Below are 17,786 nucleotides of genomic sequence, written 5' to 3'. Positions count from 1 at the left end.
GAGCGACGGAGTTGGTCGCCACCATGCCGGTGCCGGCGCCCCCGCCTGCCCGCCCGAGGGCGACGCCGGCACCGGCATGGTGGCGACCAACTCCGTCGCTCCGCGCACCGGCAACGTCAGCGCCGGCACCAGCATCTTCGCCATGGTCGTCCTCGAGGGCCCGCTGGAGAGCGTGCACCACGAGCTCGACCTCGTCGCGACCCCTGCCGGCGACCTCGTCGCGATGGTCCACTGCAACAACGGAGCCAGCGAGCTCGCCGGCTGGGTCGGCCTGTTCTCGCGGTTCGCCGCCGCGTCCGGCGGCCCCTCCGACAGCGACGCCGTCTACGGCACCCTCTTCGCCGAGGCGCTCGAGGGCGAGGCGGACGCGGGCGGACTGCTCGCCTACAACCACCTCGCGGGCGAGCCGATCGCCGGCCTGGTCGAGGGCCGCCCGCTCGTCGTGCGCACCCCCGACTCGCGCCTCACGCTCGCCAACTTCATGCGCGCGCAGCTCTACGGCGTGTTCGGCACGCTGGCTCTGGGCATGCGCGTCCTCGCGGGCGAGGGCGTCCGGATCGACGAGATGTTCGCGCACGGAGGCATGTTCCGCACCGCCGGGGTCGCCCAGCGCTTCCTCGCCGGCGCGCTCGACGCCCCCGTCTCGGTCGCCGCGACCGCCTCCGAGGGCGGCCCGTGGGGCATGGCGGTGCTCGCCGCCTACCGCCTGCAGAGCGGAGTCGCGCTCGACGCGTACCTCACCGATCAGGTCTTCGGCGACTCCGGCTTCGAGACCGTCGCCCCCGACGCGGACGACGTCGCCGGCTTCTCCGCCTACCTCGAGCGCTACCGCGCCGGCCTCGCCGTCGAGCAGACCGCCGTCGAGACCCTCACCGACCCGCAGAACCAGGGAGCTACCGCATGACCACTCAGACCCCCGCCGTCGAGGAGGCGATCGCCCGCGTCCGCGAGGACGTCGCGCGGCTGCACTCCGAGCTCGTCCGCTACGGCCTCGTCATCTGGACCGGCGGCAACATCTCGGGCCGCGTGCCCGGCGCCGACCTCTTCGTGATCAAGCCCAGCGGCGTCTCCTACGACGACCTCGCGCCCGAGAACATGATCCTCTGCGACCTCGACGGGAACGTCGTCCCCGGCACCCCCGGCAGCGACCGCAGCCCCTCCAGCGACACCGCGGCGCACGCCTACGTGTACCGCGAGATGCCCGAGGTCGGCGGAGTCGTGCACACGCACTCCACCTACGCGACCGCGTGGGCGGCCCGCGCCGAGTCGATCCCCTGCGTCATCACCGCGATGGCCGACGAGTTCGGCGGGGAGATCCCCATCGGCCCGTTCGCGATCATCGGCGACGACTCCATCGGCCGCGGCATCGTCGCGACCCTCAGCGGCCACCGCTCGCGCGCGGTCCTGATGCAGAACCACGGCGTCTTCACCATCGGCAAGGACGCGAAGGACGCCGTCAAGGCGGCCGTCATGGCCGAGGACGTCGCCCGCACCGTGCACCTCGCGCGCCAGGGCGGCGAGCTCGTCCCCATCCCGCAGGAGTCGATCGACGCCCTGTTCGACCGCTACCAGAACGTCTACGGACAGAACCCCACCGGAGCCATCGCATGAGCGTGTACCAGAGCATCATCCCCGACCTCGCCACCCGCACCGTCTGGTTCCTGACCGGCAGCCAGGACCTCTACGGCGAGGACACCCTCCGCCAGGTCGCCGAGCAGTCGCAGGCCGTCGTCGCGCAGCTCAACGAGGCGAGCGCGATCCCCGTGACCGTCGAGTGGAAGCCGGTGCTGAAGAGCTCCGACGCCATCCGCCGCACCATGATCGAGGCGAACTCCGACGACTCCGTCGTGGGCGTCATCACCTGGATGCACACCTTCAGCCCCTCGAAGATGTGGATCCACGGCTTCGACGCGCTCGCCAAGCCGCTGCTGCACTTCCACACCCAGGCGAACGTCGCCCTGCCGTGGCAGGACATCGACTTCGACTTCATGAACCTCAACCAGGCCGCGCACGGCGACCGCGAGCACGGCTACATCCTCAGCCGGATGAGCGTGCCCCGGAAGACGGTCGTCGGCCACGCGAGCGACGCCCGCGTCACCGAGGCCATCGGCACCTGGTCGCGCGCGGCCGCCGGCTGGTCCGCCTCGCAGAGCATGAAGGTCGCCCGCTTCGGCGACAACATGCGCAACGTCGCCGTCACCGAGGGCGACAAGACCGAGGCCGAGATCCGCCTCGGCGTCAGCGTCAACACCTGGGGCGTGAACGAGCTCGTCGAGCGCGTCGACGCGGCCACCTCCGAGCAGATCGACGCCCTCGTCGCGGAGTACGTCGAGAGCTACGACGTGGTCCCCGAGCTGCTCCCCGGCGGCGAGCGCCACGAGTCGCTCCGCTACGGCGCCGCGGTCGAGATCGGCCTGCGCTCGTTCCTGGAGGAGGGCGGCTTCGAGGCGTTCACCGACAGCTTCGAGGACCTCGGCGGGCTCCGCCAGCTCCCCGGACTCGCCGTGCAGCGCCTCATGGCCGACGGCTACGGCTTCGGCGGAGAGGGCGACTGGAAGACGGCCGTCCTCATCCGCATCGCCGCCGTCATGGGCGCCGGCCTCCCCGGCGGCACCAGCCTGATGGAGGACTACACCTACGACATGACGCCCGGCGAGGAGCTCATCCTCGGCGCGCACATGCTCGAGGTGTCGCCGTCCCTGTCGTCGAAGCGCGCCTCGCTCGAGATCCACCCGCTGGGCATCGGCGGCCGCGAGGACCCGGTGCGCCTGGTCTTCACCGCCGACGCCGGCCCCGCCGTGGTGGTCGCCCTGAGCGACGTCCGCGAGCGCTTCCGCCTGGTCGCGAACAAGGTCCGGAACGTCGAGCCGCCCCAGACGCTGCCGCACCTGCCCGTCGGCCGCGCCGTCTGGCAGCCCGCCCCGGACTTCGGCACCAGCGCCGCCGCCTGGATCACCGCCGGTGCCGCGCACCACACGGTGATGACGACGCAGATCGGGCTGGAGGCGTGGGAGGACTTCGCCCGCATCGCCGGCGTCGAGCTCCTCGTGATCGACGAGTCGACCACCCTCCGCGACTTCGAGTCCGACATCCGCTCGAACGCGGCGTACTACCGCCTCTCCCAGGGCCTGTAGATCCTGCGAGGCCGGACGGCCGGCTCCCTGCGGGGGCCGGCCGTTCCGTCGTTCCCGGCGAGCCGCCAGATCGGGGCGGGGGGCCCGTCGCCGAGACCGACCTGGATCACGTCCGCGATCGAGGGCGGATCGCCCTCTCCGGCCCGTTCGGCGCCCGCTGCAGCGTCCCGGCCCCGGTTGCGGACGCGCTCGCAGCACGACGGAGGCCGGGAGGCCCGGACGGCCCTCGCGGGCAGTCGGTCCTTCCGGCCTCCGGGATGCAGGCGTGCGGCGGGCGGTCAGTCGCGCGAGGTCGAGAACGCCGCGTCGAAGGCGTCGGCCGGCGGCGTGATCGCGTTGAGCTTCCGCACGAAGGCCAGAGCCTCGGGGGCGCCGTCGAGGCGGTCCATGCCGGCGTCCTCCCACTCGACGCTGGTCGGGCCGGTGTAGCCGATCGCGTTGAGCGCGCGGAACACCGGCTCCCACGGGACGGCGCCGTGCCCGGTCGAGACGAAGGTCCACCCTCGGCGCGGGTTCGCCCACGGCAGGTGCGAGCCGAGGACGCCGTTGCGGCCGTCGAGGTTGGTGACCGACTCCTTCACGTGCACGTGGAAGATGTGGTCGGCGAAGTCGAGCACGAACGCGACGCTGTCGAGCTGCTGCCAGACGAAGTGCGACGGGTCGAAGTTGAAGCCGAACGAGGCGCGGTGGCCGATCGCCTCGAGGGTGCGCTTGGCGGTCCAGTAGTCGTAGGCGATCTCGCTCGGGTGCACCTCGAGCGCGTAGCGGACGCCGACCTCCTCGAAGACGTCGAGGATCGGGTTCCAGCGGTCGGCGAAGTCCTGGTAGCCGGCGGCGATCCACTCGTCGGAGGCGGGCGGGAACATGGCCACGCCCTTCCAGATCGACGAGCCGGAGAAGCCGTTGACCTGCGTCACGCCGAGCGCGGCGGCGAAGCGGGCGGTGTCCTTGAGGTCCTGGGCGGCGCGCTGCCGGACGCCCTCGGGGTCGCCGTCGCCCCAGACGCGGTCGCTGAGGATGTCGCGGTGGCGCTCGTCGATCGGGTCGTCGCAGACCGCCTGGCCGGTGAGGTGGTTCGAGATCGCGAAGACCTGGAGGCCGTTGCGCTCGAGGATGTCCTTCCGGCTCTGCACGTACTCCGCGTCGTCCCAGCGCGCCACGTCGATGTGGTCGCCCCAGCAGGCGATCTCGAGGCCGTCGTAGCCCCACTCCCCCGCGAGGCGCGCCACCTCCTCGAAGGGGAGGTCCGCCCACTGGCCGGTGAAGAGGGTGATCGGTCGCGTCATCGCGGATTCCTAACTCTCGACTCCCGCGCGCCGTCGCACCGGGAGAGGTAATTTGAGGGTTCACGCAACATATCAGGCACTCCCGCGAGCCCGAAAGGAACCGATCATCGCCCCGATCGCCGGCGCACTGTCGCGCACGCCCACCCTCGTCACCGCCACTGCGGCCCCGACCTGGGAGGAGGGCCTGATCGTCGGCAGCGGCCTCGTCGGCGCCGTGGTGCACGGCCCGGCCGACGCGCTCACCGTCTCGCTGGCGCACGAGCGCTACTTCCTCCCCGTCAATGCGCGGCCCGCCGCCCCGGACCTCGCCCCGGTGCGGGACGAGCTGCGGAGCGCCCTGCTGGCCGGGGACGCCGACGCGGCGAGCGACCTGCTCGAGCGCGGGGCGCGGGCGAGCGGCTACGACGGCGGCCTGATCTGGACCGATCCGCTCGGGCTGTGCGCGACGCTGTCGATCCGCACGGCCGGCGGGATCGCGTCGAGCCGGCGCCTGCTCGACCCGCTGCTGGGCGAGGTCGCGGTCGAGTGGACCGACCTCGACGGCGGGCGGCACGCGGTGCGACTGATCGCTCCGCACGGGGGCGAGAGCGTCCGGCTGCGGGTGGAGTCGGAGCGAGACGGCGAGAGCACGGTCGAGCTCGGGCTGGGCGCCGGGGACGCCACCTCGTTCGACACGGGCGTGCCGGACGCGTCGGCCGTGGTCGAGGCGACGGTCGAGGGCGGTGCGGTCGGGCGACTGCTGGCCGTCGCCGGGACCGGGAGCGCCGAGACCGGGGGCGAGCGGATCCGCGCGACGGTCACCGCGGCGACCGGGGCGCCGTGGGACGTGGAGGGCGTCGTGACCCGCTCGACGGTGCCGGTCGCGGCGGGGGCGGGCGCGCTCCTCCGCGTCGATCTGTCGCTGGCGTGCGACGAGCCGGCGGGCCGGGAGCGTGCGGGCGACGAGCCGACGGGCGGCGACGCCTCGTGGGCGGAGCTGCACGAGGCCCAGCGCCACGGGCACGGCCGGCTGGTCGGCGCCTCCTCCCTCGATCTCGCCGGAGCCTCCTCCGCGGTGCTCACCGAGGACCTCTGGGAGGAGGCCCGCGCCGGCGACGAGGGCGCGCGCCGCCGCGTCGTCGAGCTCGCGTACCTCAGCGGCCGCGCGAACATCGTCGCGTCGACCGGCGAGCTGCCGCCGACGCTGCAGGGCGTCTGGCAGGGCACCTGGCGGCCGGCCTGGTCGGCCGACTACACGCTGAACGGCAACGTGCAGAACGGCGCGATGGCGGGGATGATCCCGACCGGCACGCCCGAGCTGGCGCTGTCGATCCTGGAGCTGGTGCTGCCGCACCTCGACGACTACCGCGAGAACGCGCGCCTCGTCTACGGGGCGGAGGGGATGCTCCTGCCGTCGCGGATGTCGACCCACGGCCGCGCCGACCACTTCGCGGCGAGCTACCCGCACCTCTTCTGGACGGGCTGCGGCGGCTGGGTGCTGCGCCTCGCCGCCGACGCCGTCGCGGCCACGGGAGACCGCGGCATCGTCGACGACCGGCTGTGGGAGCTGGCCGAGGGCGTGCTGCGCTTCGCCGAGACCGGGACGACCGTGGTCGACGGGGTGCGCCGGATCGTCCCCTCCTACTCCCCCGAGAACACACCGGGTGGTGCGCGCTCGCCGATAGCGGTCGATGCGACGATCGACGTCGCCGTGCTGCGGGACGCCGCGCGGGCGACGGCGCTGCTCGGCCGGGCCCGCGGCGACGACTCGCTCGACGAGCGCTGGGCGCGGGTGGTGGCGGAGCTGCCGGAGTACCGGGTCGCCGAGGACGGCACGCTGGCGGAGTGGATCGACCCGCGGTTCGCGGAGGAGATCGCGCACCGGCACGCGTCGCAGCTGTACCCGCTCTGGTACGCGGGCGACGCGGCCTTCGAGGGCCCCGGCGCCTCCGCGGTGCGGCTGCGGGCCGCCGCGGCGGCGACGGTGGCGGCGAAGATCGCGTGGCGGGCCGAGGCGCCGACCGCTCCTCCCGGGCGGATGGAGATGGCGTTCGGGCTGGTGCAGGTGGGCGTCGCGGCGGCGGCGCTGGGTGACGGGGAGGCGGCGCTGACCTGCGCGGAGTGGCTCGCGGTCGAGCACTGGTCACCGACGCTGACGACCCGGCACGACGCGGGGCGGATCTTCAACCTCGACGCCAGCGGCGGACTGCCGGGGCTCGTGGCGGCGATGCTGCTGGGATCGGATGACGAGACGCTGACGGTGCTGCCGGCACTGCCGTCCGCGTGGGCGCGGGGTGCCGTGACGGGGCTGCGCGCGCGCGGCGGGGTGGTCGTGGACCGGCTGGAGTGGTCGCCGGGGCGGGCGTCGCTGTGGGTGCGGCGGGTGCCGAGCGCGGAGTGGCTGGCACCGGCGGGCGGGACGCGGGTGCGCACGCTGCGCGACGCGGTGCTGCGCGTCGACGGGCGCGAGGTGTCGGGCGGGCTGGAGCTCGGTGCGGAGGCGGTGCGCGTCGACGTGGAGTGGCGCGGCTGAGGGCGCTGCGGAGGGTCCGGCTGCGGCACGCGGAACGAGCTCCGGTCCGCCGACGGAGGCGGAGCAGCGCACCGGGTGTCGTCCCCGCTGGCCGCCGGACCCGCCGTGTGGCCGCGTCGACGTGAGAACGAGACGCGCGCCGGATGCGGTGGGTCGGGTCAGCTCCGCGAGTGCCCGTAGCGGTCGTAGACGCGGTTGCGGGCCGCCCGCTCGGCGGCGGGCAGGCGCTGCGCGTCGGCGATCTCGTAGACGCCGAAGGTGTCGTGCAGGCGCGAGGCCGGGTCGACCTCGACGAAGGTGCACCAGGGCAGCCAGTGGTGGTGGCTGCGCAGGGTCTGGGTCGCGAAGTCGCCGCTCTCATGGCCGAGGCCGGGCATCGCGTAGCCGATGCTGCCGTCGACGTCGGTCGACTGGCGGGTGTTGCGGTGCAGGAACTCGGCGAAATCGAGGTAGTGCTCGTCGCCCGTGATCAGGTGCAGTCGGTAGTAGCTGTACGAGCAGGCCGCCATGTAGACGTCGGCGCCGCCGCCGAGGGTGATGATGCTCTGTCCGCTGATCGAGTACCGGTTGAAGGGATGCGCCCAGGGCGCGCGGACCGGGAAGGACCACGCGTAGGTCCAGGTCTCCGTGTAGTCGGCGGCGCGGACGGCGCCCTCCAGCCAGCGCGGCTCCTCCGTCAGGTCGTACAGCGCGAGGAAGCCGAACAGCCCGTAGATGCCCGCCTCCTTGTCCTGGATGTCGGCGTTGTCGCAGGTGCCGCCGCGGTACTCCAGCGTGCGGTGGATGTTCGCGAACGACCACTCGCCGGCGCGCACGGCGGACGCGCGGTAGCGCCCCTCCCCCGTCACGAGGTGCAGCTGCACGAGGAAGCGGATCACGCTCGGGGTGTTCGAGCGCGAGTCCATCCGCACCGAGCCGTCGGCGTTGTAGGCGCGGTGGAAGCTGCCGTCGGCGTCCTGCACGACGAGCAGCCAGTCGGCGGTCCGCCGGCAGAACTCGAGCCAGAGCGGGCGCTCGTCGCCGACGTCGCGCAGGTGCAGGTAGGCGTCGAGGATCGCCTCGACGCCGTCGGCGAGCATCCGCAGGTAGTGCGGGTACGGCTCGAAGCCGCCGAGCGAGGGGTTGAAGCACATCCGCGGCGGGCCCGACTCGGGCAGCGCGGTCCGCGCCCAGAAGTCGACGATGCCGACGCCCTGCTCGAACGCCTCCGGCACGCCCTCGCGGTCGCCGTAGCGCAGCAGCTGGTAGCCGATGCCGGGCTGCTGTCCGACGAAGCCGAACTGGAAGGAGACGCTCGAGACGTCGAGGTCCGGCAGCTGGCAGGCGAACGGCAGGCCCCAGGAGTCGCCGTAGCGGCGGGTGAGGCGCTGGAGGATCGCCATGCCGTGGTGGAAGTGCCGCTCGTTGTCGACCTCGAACAGGTCGTCGCGGAGCCGGGCGTAGGTGCTGCGCCAGGTGGCGCGCATCATCGTCGCGAAGTCGTCGTACCGGCCGAGGTCGACCGCGACGGCGTAGCGCTGGCGGAAGCCGACCTCGACCGGGTGGTTCACCCGCTGCAGGGCCTGCGGGGCGGCGTCGTAGTCGAGGCCGGAGTAGGGGTTGTCGATCGGGCGCTCGCCGTCGGCGCCCGGGTGGACGTAGTCGATCGACAGGCCCGCGGGCGGCACGTCGAGCGGGGTCCGCACGCCGAAGCCGTAGTACAGGTAGTTCAGCGTCGTGCCCTGCGGGCGGCTCAGGCCGATCGAGCCGACGGTGCACTCCGGGTCGGTGAAGTTCTCCGAGCGGACCACGTCCAGGCGCGGCAGCGTCGCGTCGGCCGCCCAGCGCGAGAGCGCCACGGTCTCGCCGGTCGCGAGGCTCTGCGCAGCGAACAGCGGCAGCGCGTAGTGCGTCTCGGTGCGCCAGAAGTACTCGCTGCCGGGGTCGCGGCCCATCGCGTCGGCGGGCCCGAAGGCGTTGTCGCGGTACCAGGCGCCGGGGGCGAAGCACTCGTAGTCGCGGAGGTCGTCGGACCCGGTCAGCCCGAGCGAGACGGCGGTGGAGAAGCCGAGGTCGCCGCCGGCCGCCAGCACCTCGACGTCGCGGTGCACGGAGAAGCCGTCGCCCGCGACGCGCCAGACGTCGGTGACGGCGAAGGACGACCCGGAGCGGACGGTGATCGTCCCGCTCGCGGTGATCGCCCCCTCCGACAGCGAGACGTCGTCGTAGGGCGCGCCGGAGTACTCGCTGATCGCGGCGACGGTCTTGACCGTGACGCGCAGCGGCCGGTCGTTCGCGTGAAGGACGCGCTCGCCCGCGAGCACCTCGAGGCCGCCCGCCTCGACGCGGAGGGTGTAGTCGCCGGAGCGCAGTTCCACGGTGGTTCCTTCCCGGAGGGTCATCTCAGCTCTTCTCGTCGTGCACGCGGGGGCCGGCCGATGGGGCGGCCCCCGCCGGCTCGTCCTCGAGCCGCTGCGCCCCGGGATCGAAGCGCCGCGAGCCCGGCCGGAACAGCAGCGCCACGCCGCCCTCGACCAGGCCCGCGAGCAGCAGCAGGATCGCGAACGGGATCAGCGAGATCTCGGCCCACGCGCCCATCACCGGCATCACCAGTCCGGCCGCCGTGAAGCTGACCGTGCCGAGGATCGCCGTGACGCTGCCCGCCTCGCTCGACGGGCCCTGCAGCGAGAGGTACTGCACCGGGGCGAAGCCGAGGGAGCGGCCGGCCAGCGCGAACGTCAGCGCGCCGACGACGACGAGCAGCGGCTGCGTGCCGGTGAGCGCGAGCACCGCGACCACGACGGCGCCGAGCGCCGTGACGATCGCCGAGGCGAACATCGCGAACCGGGGTCCGAACCGCGGCACGATCACCCGGCCCGTCGTCTGCCCGACCGCGATCGTCACGAGCGAGGTGACCAGGAACAGCAGCCCGTACAGGTCGGGCCCGACCGCGTAGACGTTCGTGTAGAGGAAGGGAGCGGTCGCGAGATACGCGAAGCCGACCGACCAGCCCGCGGCCGAGGCGGCGGCGAGCGCCAGCACGCGCGGCCGCCGGAGCATCCCGAAGGAGTTGCGCAGCGACGGGCCGAGCCCGCCCTGGTGCCGCCGCTCGCGGGGCAGCGTCTCGGGCAGCACCAGGAGCGCGATCACGGTCGCGAGCGCTCCCCAGGCGGCGACCGCGAGGAAGGAGCCGCGCCAGTCGATCACCTTGGTCAGCTGCGCGCCGACGGAGGGCACCAGGATCGGGAAGACCGAGACGATCACGGCGAGGTTCGCGAGCATCGTGACGAGCCGCTTGCCGCTGTAGAGGTCGCGGACGATGGCGGTGACGACGACGCCCGCAGCGGTGCAGGCGGCGCCCTGGACGAAGCGGGCCGAGAGCAGCACGGCGGTGTCGGAGGTCATCGCCGCGACGAGGCTCGCCGCGATGTGCAGCGCCGCCGAGACGCCGAGCGGCCACTTGCGGCCGACCGCGTCGCTGAGCGGTCCTGAGACGAGCTGGCCGGCCGCGAAGCCGAAGGTGGCGCCGGTGACGACCAGCTGGGCGGTCGCCACCGAGACGCCGAGATCGTCCTGCAGCGTCGGCAGGAACGGCAGCACCAGGTCGATGGTGAGCGGCCCGAAGCCGACGAGCATCGCGAAGATCGGCAGCAGGAGGCGGCCGCGGGGCATCGCTTGGACGGCGGGGGAGGCGGCGGAGGCGGCGGAGGCGGTCATGAGCGCGGAGCGCAGGTCACGGAGGGGATCCTGTCCATCAGCTCCCGGCCGAGACCGGGAAGTAGAGCGAGAAGGGTTCGTCGACGACCTCGTGCAGAGGCCGGAAGCGGACGGCGGCGGGCTGGCCGACGGCGCGGTAGCCGCGCAGCCACTGGGTCCACTGCCGCTCGTTGTCGGGGGCGAGCAGGGCGGGGGCGTCCTCGAGGCGCCCCCGCAGCGCGATCTCGCGGTCGACGAGGCCGGCCAGCACGATCGGGCCCTCGACGAAGGCGACCGTGCCCGGCTCGTCCGGGATCGGCACGGCGCGGATCTCGGTGCCGAAGGCGAGGTCGACGCTCGTGCGGCCGCCGGGGTGCTCGATCAGGAGCGCGCCGTCGCCCGCCCGGACGCGCTCGGCGTCGCCCGCGACCCCCGGCTCGCCGACGGTCCACTCCGGCACCCGCAGCCGCACGTGCAGCGCGACCCCCTCCTCCGAGACGATCTCGACCCGGATCCGCGAGGCGGTGGGGCGGTGCACGTCGCCCGCGGCACCCGCGTTGGCGTCCGGGCCGACGTAGCCGGCGGTGTCGAGCACCTCGACCCGCACCGCCGCGTCGCCGGCGGCGGACGGCAGGCGCAGGCTCGCGTCGACGTGCTGCGCGATCGTCAGCTCGGCGTCACCGCCGCGGTAGAAGACGAGCCCGGAGTGGCGCGTGTGCGCCTGCACCAGCGTGCCGTGGCAGCACCAGAAGTCCTCGGTCGGGCTGCCCCAGTCCTTGCGGGCGCCGCCCTCGAGCGGCAGGAAGTAGGCGACCATCCCGGTCCGCGGGTTCTGCTGGGCGAGGAGGCCGTTCCAGAGGTTCCGCTCGATGTAGTCGGCGTAGGCGAGGTCGCCTGTCCAGCGCAGCAGCACGTCGGCCAGCCGGATCATGTTGTAGACGACGCAGTGCTCCTGCGTCTTCTCGCCGCGGCGAGCGGCGAACGCGAAGGGCGGCGTCCAGATCTCGCCGGAGGTCTGACCGCCCGTGCAGAAGGTGCCGCGGAGGGTGACCGCCTGCTCCCAGTAGGCCTCGACGATCCTCCGCCAGCGCTCGTCGCCGGTGACCTCGTAGGCGCGGGCGGCGCCGAGCACCTCGGGGATCGTGGTGTTGGCGTGCATGTTGGTCAGCACGTCGCGGCCCTCGAGCAGGCCCTCGAAGAGGGAGCGGCGGTCGTAGCGGCCGAGCAGCTCGGTGTAGACGGGGTCCCCGGTGATCGCGAGGAGGTCGGCCCAGACCTCGAGCATGCCGCCGGTCTCGACCTCGAGGATCTCCTGGAACGCGGCGTCGTCGAATCCGCGGACCCACTCCAGCAGCGGGACCGTGGCGGCCCGCGCGATCCGCAGCGCCCGCTCGTCGCCGAGGTCGAGGTGCAGGTCGACGAGGCCCATCAGCAGCTTGTGCATCGCGTACTGCGGCGCCCAGATGGGGCGGCCGGTCGCGAGGCGGTCGAGGTAGCCGCGCGGGATCGCCCAGATCCAGCCGCCGCCGTTCTCCTCCTGGCAGCGCTCGAGTCCGTCGAGCACGGAGTCGATCCGGACGCGCAGCAGCGGGTCACCGGTGACCGCGACCTCGCGGGCCGCGGCGGAGAGCCAGTGGCCGAGGAAGTGCCCGCGCAGCTGGGAGCCCGGCGTCTCCCAGCCCCAGTGCCGGTCGAGGCCGCGGGCCTCGCGCGAGTCCTGCGAGGGGTGCAGGTGCCAGCCCTGGTCGCCGATCCCGGCCTCGATCAGGAAGTTCTGCAGCAGCCCCTCGTCGGTGAGCGAGAGGAGGTAGTCGCGGTTGAGCCGCCGTCGCGCGTCGAGCACCCCGCGCTCCAGGCGGGTCTCGTGCGGGGCCGGGTGGGTCAGCGGCATGGGTGCTCCTCGTCGAGGCCGTGGGTGGTGGGGGTGAGCGGTGCGAGCGGTGGTCGATCGGCGCGGGTCGATCCGCGCGGTGGTCTATCCAACCGAGTGTCGAGATCGATCTCTCGCTGTACTCAGACCAGGATCGACGATAGGAATGGGGACATGCAATCCCCGAGAGTGATCCATCTCGTCGCCGATGACGTGTCCGCCCTCCTCACTCAGTCGGGAGGCGACCTGCCCGTGCTGCTGCACTGGGGTCCGCGACTCGACGCGAGCGACGACGATCTCGCAGCTTTCGCAAGAACTCCCGTGCGGACGGGGATCGAGGGCTCCTCCGACGTCCCCTACGAGCCCGGGATCCTGCCCGAGCACACCTTCGGCTGGGCCGGCCTGCCGGGTCTCCGGGTGCACCGGGAGGGCGCCGGCTGGTCGCCGAGGCTGACCGTGGACACCGTCTCGGTGGACGGGGAGGCCCTCGCGGAGGGCGCGGTCGCGCAGGCCGGCAGCGCCGCCGTGACCGTCGAGGCGCACGACGCGCAGGCCCGGATCGGGGTCGTTCTAGAGATCGTTCTCTCCCCTGCCGGACTGCTCAGGACCCGCGTCTCGGTCCGCAACGACGGCGCCGGGCACCTCGAGGTGATCGGCGTCGACCCCGCCCTCCGGATCCCGACCGAGGCCCGCGAGATCCTGGACTTCTCCGGCCGCTGGGGCACCGAGAAGATCCCCCAGCGTCACCCCGTCGTCACCGGCACCCACTCCCGCTCCTCGCGGCGCGGCCGCACCGGCCTGGACGCGACGACGGTCGTCGCGGTCGGCACCCCCGGCTTCGACTCCGCCGACGGCCGGGTCTGGCTCTGCCACGTCGGCATCGGCGGCAACCACGAGCACGCGGTGGAGCGCGGCGACGGCTGGCTCGCCTTCCGGGGCGGCGAGCTGCTCCTGCCCGGCGAGGTGCGCCTCGCGAGCGGCGAGAGCTACTCCTCCCCCTGGATCTCCGGCAGCTTCGGCCACGGCCTCGACTCCGCGGCCGCGCGCTTCCACGCCCACCTCCGCGGGGTCTCCCGCTCCTCGCGCCGGCCGCGCCCGGTGACGCTCAACGTCTGGGAGGCGGTCTACTTCGACCAGGACCTCGCCGTCCTCGCCGAGCTGGCCGACCGCGCCGCCGCCCTCGGGGTCGAGCGCTACGTGCTCGACGACGGCTGGTTCCTCGGCCGCAGCGACGACCGCGCCGGCCTCGGCGACTGGACGCCCGACCCCGTCGCCTGGCCCGACGGCCTCCTCCCCCTCGCCGAGCACGTCCGCGGCCTGGGCATGGCGTTCGGTCTCTGGGTCGAGCCCGAGATGATCAACGAGGACTCCGACCTCGCCCGCGCGCACCCCGACTGGATCCTGCGGGCCCGCGAGGAGCTGCCGCCGCGGTTCCGCTTCCAGCAGGTGCTCGACCTGACGAACCCCGACGCGTTCGCGCACATCCTCGGCGTGCTCGACGGCCTGGTCGCCGACCTCGGCGTCGCGTACCTCAAGTGGGACCACAACCGCGACCTGATCGACGCGGGCCACCCCGCCACCGGGACGGCCGCGGTGCACGAGCAGACGCTCGCGCTGTACCGGCTGATCGACGAGCTGCGCGCCCGGCACCCGGAGCTCGAGATCGAGAGCTGCGCCTCCGGCGGCGGCCGGGTCGACCTGGGGATCCTCGAGCGCACCGACCGCGTGCACACCTCCGACAACCAGGACCCGCTGGACCGCTCGCGGATGCTGCGCTGGACCGGGCTGCTCGTGCCGCCGGAGATGCTCGGCTCGCACGTCGCCTCGCCGGTCAACTCCGTCACCGGTCGCACCAGCGACCTGCACACCCGCTGCGCGATCGCCTTCCTCGGCCACTTCGGGATCGAGTGGGACCTCCGCGAGCTGGACGCGGAGGAGGAGCCCGTGCTGGCGGGCTGGATCGCGGCGTACCGTGAGCACCGCGGCCTGATCGCGACCGGCCGGGTCGTCGGGGGCGACGACTCCGACCCCGACGCGCCGTCGCTGCGCGGCGTCGTCGCGCCGGACGGCTCGGAGGCGCTGTACACGCTGGTCACGCCCGCGCTGACCGCGGACTCGCGCCGCCGCGTCCGCCTCCCGGGCCTGGATCCGCGGGCACGCTACCGGATCGAGACCGCGCGCCCCGGCTCGCTCGGCCCGCCCTGGCAGAGCCCGCACTGGCTGGAGTCGACGGTGCCGCTGGACTCCGACGCCCCGGCCCCCGCCTACTCGGGGAGCCTGCTGGGCGAGGCGGGCCTGGACCTGCCGACCTTCCACGCCGACCGCGCGATCGTCCTGCGGCTCGTCCGCGAGACCGCGTGAGCACCGCCGCCGACCCCGGCGTCCTCGACACCGCCGGCACCGCCGCCGACCCGTCCGCCACCACCCTGGAGCACTCCGTGAACAGCACCGTCACCGTCGACCTCGACCGCCCCGGCGCCACCATCAGCCGCCACCTCTACGGCCACTTCGCCGAGCACCTCGGCCGGTGCATCTACGACGGCTTCTGGGTCGGCGAGGACTCGCCCGTCCCGAACGAGGGCGGGATCCGCCTGGACGTCGTCGAGGCCCTCCGCGCCCTCGACATCCCCAACCTCCGCTGGCCCGGCGGCTGCTTCGCCGACCGCTACCACTGGACCAACGGCATCGGACCGCGCGAGGAGCGCCCCGGCCTGATCAATACTCAGTGGGGCGGAGTCGCGGAGGACAACTCCTTCGGCACCCACGAGTTCATGGCGCTCTGCGAGCTGCTCGGCGCCGACGCCTACATCTCGGGCAACATCGGCTCCGGCACCGTGCAGGAGATGGCGGACTGGGCCGAGTACCTCACCGGCGCGGGCAAGTCGCCGATGGCCGACCTGCGCCGCTCCCACGGCCGGGAGGAGCCGTGGACCGTCCGCTTCTGGGGGCTCGGCAACGAGACCTGGGGCTGCGGCGGCAACATGCGCGCCGGCGCCTACGCCGACCTGGCGCGGCAGTTCGGGACCTTCGTGCAGAGCGGCAACGACACTCCGCTCTACCGCGTGGCCGCCGGAGCCGACGGCGCCGACACCCACTGGACGCAGACGCTGATGGAGGTGATCCCCGAGATCGAGGGGCACCCCTTCTCCTCCGTGCCGTGGGAGTCGGTCTCGGTGCACTACTACACGATCGGCGGCAGCTGGCACGCGAAGGGCAGCGCGACCGACTTCGACGCCGACACCTACTGGAGCACGATCGTGGCCGCGCAGGGGATCGAGGAGCTGCTCCGCTCGCACGCCGCGGTGATGGACGTCCACGACCCCGAGAAGAAGTACGGGATGGTGCTCGACGAGTGGGGCACCTGGTGGGACGTGGAGCCGGGGACCCACCCGGGCTTCCTCTTCCAGCAGAACACGATCCGCGACGCGATGGTCGCGGCCTGGCACTTCGACGTCTTCCACGGCTTCGCCGACCGCCTGACGATGGCGAACATCGCGCAGACGGTGAACGTGCTGCAGGCGATGCTGCTGACGGACCCGGACGGCGGCGAGATGGTCCGCACGCCGACCTACCACGTGTTCGAGATGAACAAGGGGCACCACGACGCGACGGTGCTGCCGACCACGGTCGCCGGCCCGACGCACGCGGTCGACGGCCGCGAGATCCCCGTCGCCTCCGCCTCCGCCTCCACGAAGGACGGCCGCGTCCTGGTCTCGCTGACGAACGTCGACCTGGAGGAGCCGCTCGAGGTCTCCCTCGACTTCCGCGGTGGGACCGTGACCGGCGCGACCGGCCGCCTCCTGACGGCCGACCGCCCCGACGCGCACAACCGGCCCGGCGCCGCCGACGAGGTGAGCCCCGTCGCCCTCGAGGGCATCGAGACCACGGCGACAGGACTGCGCGTCACGCTGCCCCCGCACTCCTTCGCGACCGTGACGCTGGAGCTGTCGTGATCGCCGCGCGCACGGAGGCCGCCCGCCGCCCGCCGATGGGCTGGAACAGCTGGGACTGCTTCGGCGCCTCGGTGACGGAGGAGGAGGTGCTCGCGAACGCCGAGTACCTCGCCGAGCACCTCCTGCCGCACGGCTGGGACACGGTCGTCGTCGACATCCAGTGGTACGAGCCCGATCCCGGCACGAGCGACTACCAGGAGGTGTCGGAGCCGGTGCTCGACGACTGGGGACGCCCGCAGCCCGCCGTCGGCCGCTTCCCCTCCGCGGCGACGGGCGGATTCACGGCGCTGGCCGCGCGCGTGCACGCCCTCGGCCTCCGCTTCGGCGTGCACCTGATGCGCGGCGTCCCCCGGCGGGCCGCCGAGCTCGGCCTGCCGGTGCTCGGGGCGGAGGCGACCTGCGCCGACATCGCCGACCGCGGGAACGTCTGCCCGTGGAACCCGGACAACTACGGCGTCGACATGAGCGCGCCCGGCGCGCAGCAGTACTACGACTCCGTGATGGCGCAGCTGGCCTCGTGGGGCGTCGACTTCGTGAAGCTCGACGACGTGCTCTACCCGCCGATCCAGGCGGAGGAGATCGCCGCACTCTCCCGCGCGATCGACGCGACCGGCCGTCCGATGGTGCTGAGCCTCTCCCCCGGCAAGCAGCTCTCGCTCGAGAACCTCGAGCTGCTGCGGTCGACCGCGCAGATGTGGCGGATCTCGGACGACTTCTGGGACGACTGGGCCCACCTGCACGAGCAGTTCCAGCGGGCGGCGCGCTGGGCTCCGCACCAGCGTCCCGGCGCCTGGGCCGACGCCGACATGCTGCCGCTGGGGCGGATCGGCGTGCGCGCGCACGTGGGCGAGGACCGGCTCTCGCGGTTCACGCCCGCGGAGCAGCGGACGCTCGTGACGCTGTGGTGCCTGCTCCGCTCGCCGCTGATGATGGGCGGGCACCTCCCGGACACGCCCGCCGACACTCTGGCGTTGCTGACGAACGACGACGTCCTCGCGCTGCTCGGCAGCGACGGCAGCCGCGAGATCGTCCGCGACGGCGACCTGGTGGTGTGGTCGGCGTGGCGCGGCGACGAGCAGTGGCGCGGAGTGTTCTGGCTGGGCTCGTCGGCGCGGTCCTACTCCGCGCACCTGACCGACCTGGGCTGCTCCGGCGCAGCCTCGGCCGTCGACGTGTGGAGCGGCGCCGAGCTGCCGATCGTCGGCGGCGCCGTCGAGCTCGAGCTCGAGCCGCACGGCTGCCGCCTGCTGCGCCTGGCCTGACCCGCGGCCGCCTGCTCCTGACGGTCCGGAGGCCGTCGCACTCGAGCTCGAGTGCGGCGGCCTCCGTCGGCTCGGCGCGTCCTGCGCCGCCTCC

At 73.4% G+C, this 17,786-nt stretch carries 11 protein-coding genes; 7 read left to right on the top strand and 4 right to left on the bottom strand.

All coding sequences use genetic code 11. From position 1 onward, the window contains the following. The 3 genes from C5D04_RS15215 to araA form a co-directional block, all read left to right on the top strand. The coding region (locus C5D04_RS15215; protein WP_258068935.1) for an FGGY-family carbohydrate kinase at nt 1–904 on the top strand (904 nt) is incomplete at its 5' end. Then, a complete protein-coding gene (locus tag C5D04_RS15210) occupies nt 901–1,611 on the top strand; it encodes an L-ribulose-5-phosphate 4-epimerase (protein WP_104224687.1) in 711 nt (236 codons plus the stop codon). The genes C5D04_RS15215 and C5D04_RS15210, both read left to right, overlap by 4 nt. Then, on the top strand, nt 1,608–3,134 hold the full coding sequence (araA, locus tag C5D04_RS15205; RefSeq protein WP_104347954.1) for an L-arabinose isomerase: 1,527 nt from the start codon (nt 1,608–1,610) through the stop codon (nt 3,132–3,134). The genes C5D04_RS15210 and araA overlap by 4 nt, the downstream gene beginning before the upstream one ends. A gap of 278 nt (nt 3,135–3,412) precedes the next feature. Here araA and C5D04_RS15200 read toward each other — a convergent pair whose 3' ends face one another. Further along, complete coding sequence (locus C5D04_RS15200) at nt 3,413–4,420, bottom strand: sugar phosphate isomerase/epimerase (RefSeq protein WP_104226056.1); 1,008 nt, start codon at nt 4,418–4,420, stop codon at nt 3,413–3,415. Between the two features lie 52 nt (nt 4,421–4,472). On the opposite strand from C5D04_RS15200, the gene C5D04_RS15195 reads away from it, so the two are divergent. Then, nucleotides 4,473–6,932: a glycoside hydrolase family 95-like protein gene (locus tag C5D04_RS15195; protein WP_146087882.1), complete on the top strand. Its 2,460-nt coding sequence runs from the start codon at nt 4,473–4,475 to the stop codon at nt 6,930–6,932. Nucleotides 6,933–7,090: 158 nt separating this feature from the next. Here C5D04_RS15195 and C5D04_RS15190 read toward each other — a convergent pair whose 3' ends face one another. The 3 genes from C5D04_RS15190 to C5D04_RS15180 are packed head-to-tail and all read right to left on the bottom strand — an operon-like array spanning nt 7,091 to nt 12,498. Next, a complete protein-coding gene (locus tag C5D04_RS15190) occupies nt 7,091–9,289 on the bottom strand; it encodes a hypothetical protein (RefSeq protein ID WP_104347955.1) in 2,199 nt (732 codons plus the stop codon). 25 nt (nt 9,290–9,314) lie between these two features. Continuing rightward, a complete protein-coding gene (locus C5D04_RS15185; RefSeq protein ID WP_104347952.1) occupies nt 9,315–10,628 on the bottom strand; it encodes a multidrug effflux MFS transporter in 1,314 nt (437 codons plus the stop codon). A 37-nt stretch (nt 10,629–10,665) separates the two neighbouring features. Beyond that, complete coding sequence (locus C5D04_RS15180) at nt 10,666–12,498, bottom strand: beta-L-arabinofuranosidase domain-containing protein (RefSeq protein WP_104347951.1); 1,833 nt, start codon at nt 12,496–12,498, stop codon at nt 10,666–10,668. A gap of 153 nt (nt 12,499–12,651) precedes the next feature. On the opposite strand from C5D04_RS15180, the gene C5D04_RS15175 reads away from it, so the two are divergent. Genes C5D04_RS15175 through C5D04_RS15165 form a run of 3 tightly spaced genes read left to right on the top strand, consistent with a single transcriptional unit; the run spans nt 12,652 to nt 17,692 of the window. Next, nucleotides 12,652–14,838: an alpha-galactosidase gene (locus C5D04_RS15175; RefSeq protein WP_104347950.1), complete on the top strand. Its 2,187-nt coding sequence runs from the start codon at nt 12,652–12,654 to the stop codon at nt 14,836–14,838. After that, entirely contained in the window at nt 14,835–16,430 is a 1,596-nt protein-coding gene (locus C5D04_RS15170; protein WP_308471771.1) for an alpha-L-arabinofuranosidase C-terminal domain-containing protein, read from the top strand. Before C5D04_RS15175 ends, C5D04_RS15170 begins: the two co-directional genes overlap by 4 nt. Continuing rightward, nucleotides 16,427–17,692: a glycoside hydrolase family 27 protein gene (locus C5D04_RS15165; RefSeq protein ID WP_258063411.1), complete on the top strand. Its 1,266-nt coding sequence runs from the start codon at nt 16,427–16,429 to the stop codon at nt 17,690–17,692. Before C5D04_RS15170 ends, C5D04_RS15165 begins: the two co-directional genes overlap by 4 nt. Nucleotides 17,693–17,786: the final 94 nt, after the last annotated feature.

It is taken from the genome of Rathayibacter sp. AY1D2 (assembly GCF_002932695.1).
GTDB lineage: Bacteria > Actinomycetota > Actinomycetes > Actinomycetales > Microbacteriaceae > Rathayibacter.
Note: the sequence above shows the minus strand (reverse complement) of the source record. Positions and strands in the feature narration are given on the sequence as shown.

Coding starts and splice junctions, on each gene's coding strand:
- C5D04_RS15210 (WP_104224687.1), top strand. CDS start 901: ATGACCACTCAGACCCCCGCCGTCGAGGAGGCGATCGCCCGCGTCCGC.
- araA (WP_104347954.1), top strand. CDS start 1,608: ATGAGCGTGTACCAGAGCATCATCCCCGACCTCGCCACCCGCACCGTC.
- C5D04_RS15200 (WP_104226056.1), bottom strand. CDS start 4,420: ATGACGCGACCGATCACCCTCTTCACCGGCCAGTGGGCGGACCTCCCC.
- C5D04_RS15185 (WP_104347952.1), bottom strand. CDS start 10,628: ATGACCGCCTCCGCCGCCTCCGCCGCCTCCCCCGCCGTCCAAGCGATG.
- C5D04_RS15180 (WP_104347951.1), bottom strand. CDS start 12,498: ATGCCGCTGACCCACCCGGCCCCGCACGAGACCCGCCTGGAGCGCGGG.
- C5D04_RS15175 (WP_104347950.1), top strand. CDS start 12,652: ATGCAATCCCCGAGAGTGATCCATCTCGTCGCCGATGACGTGTCCGCC.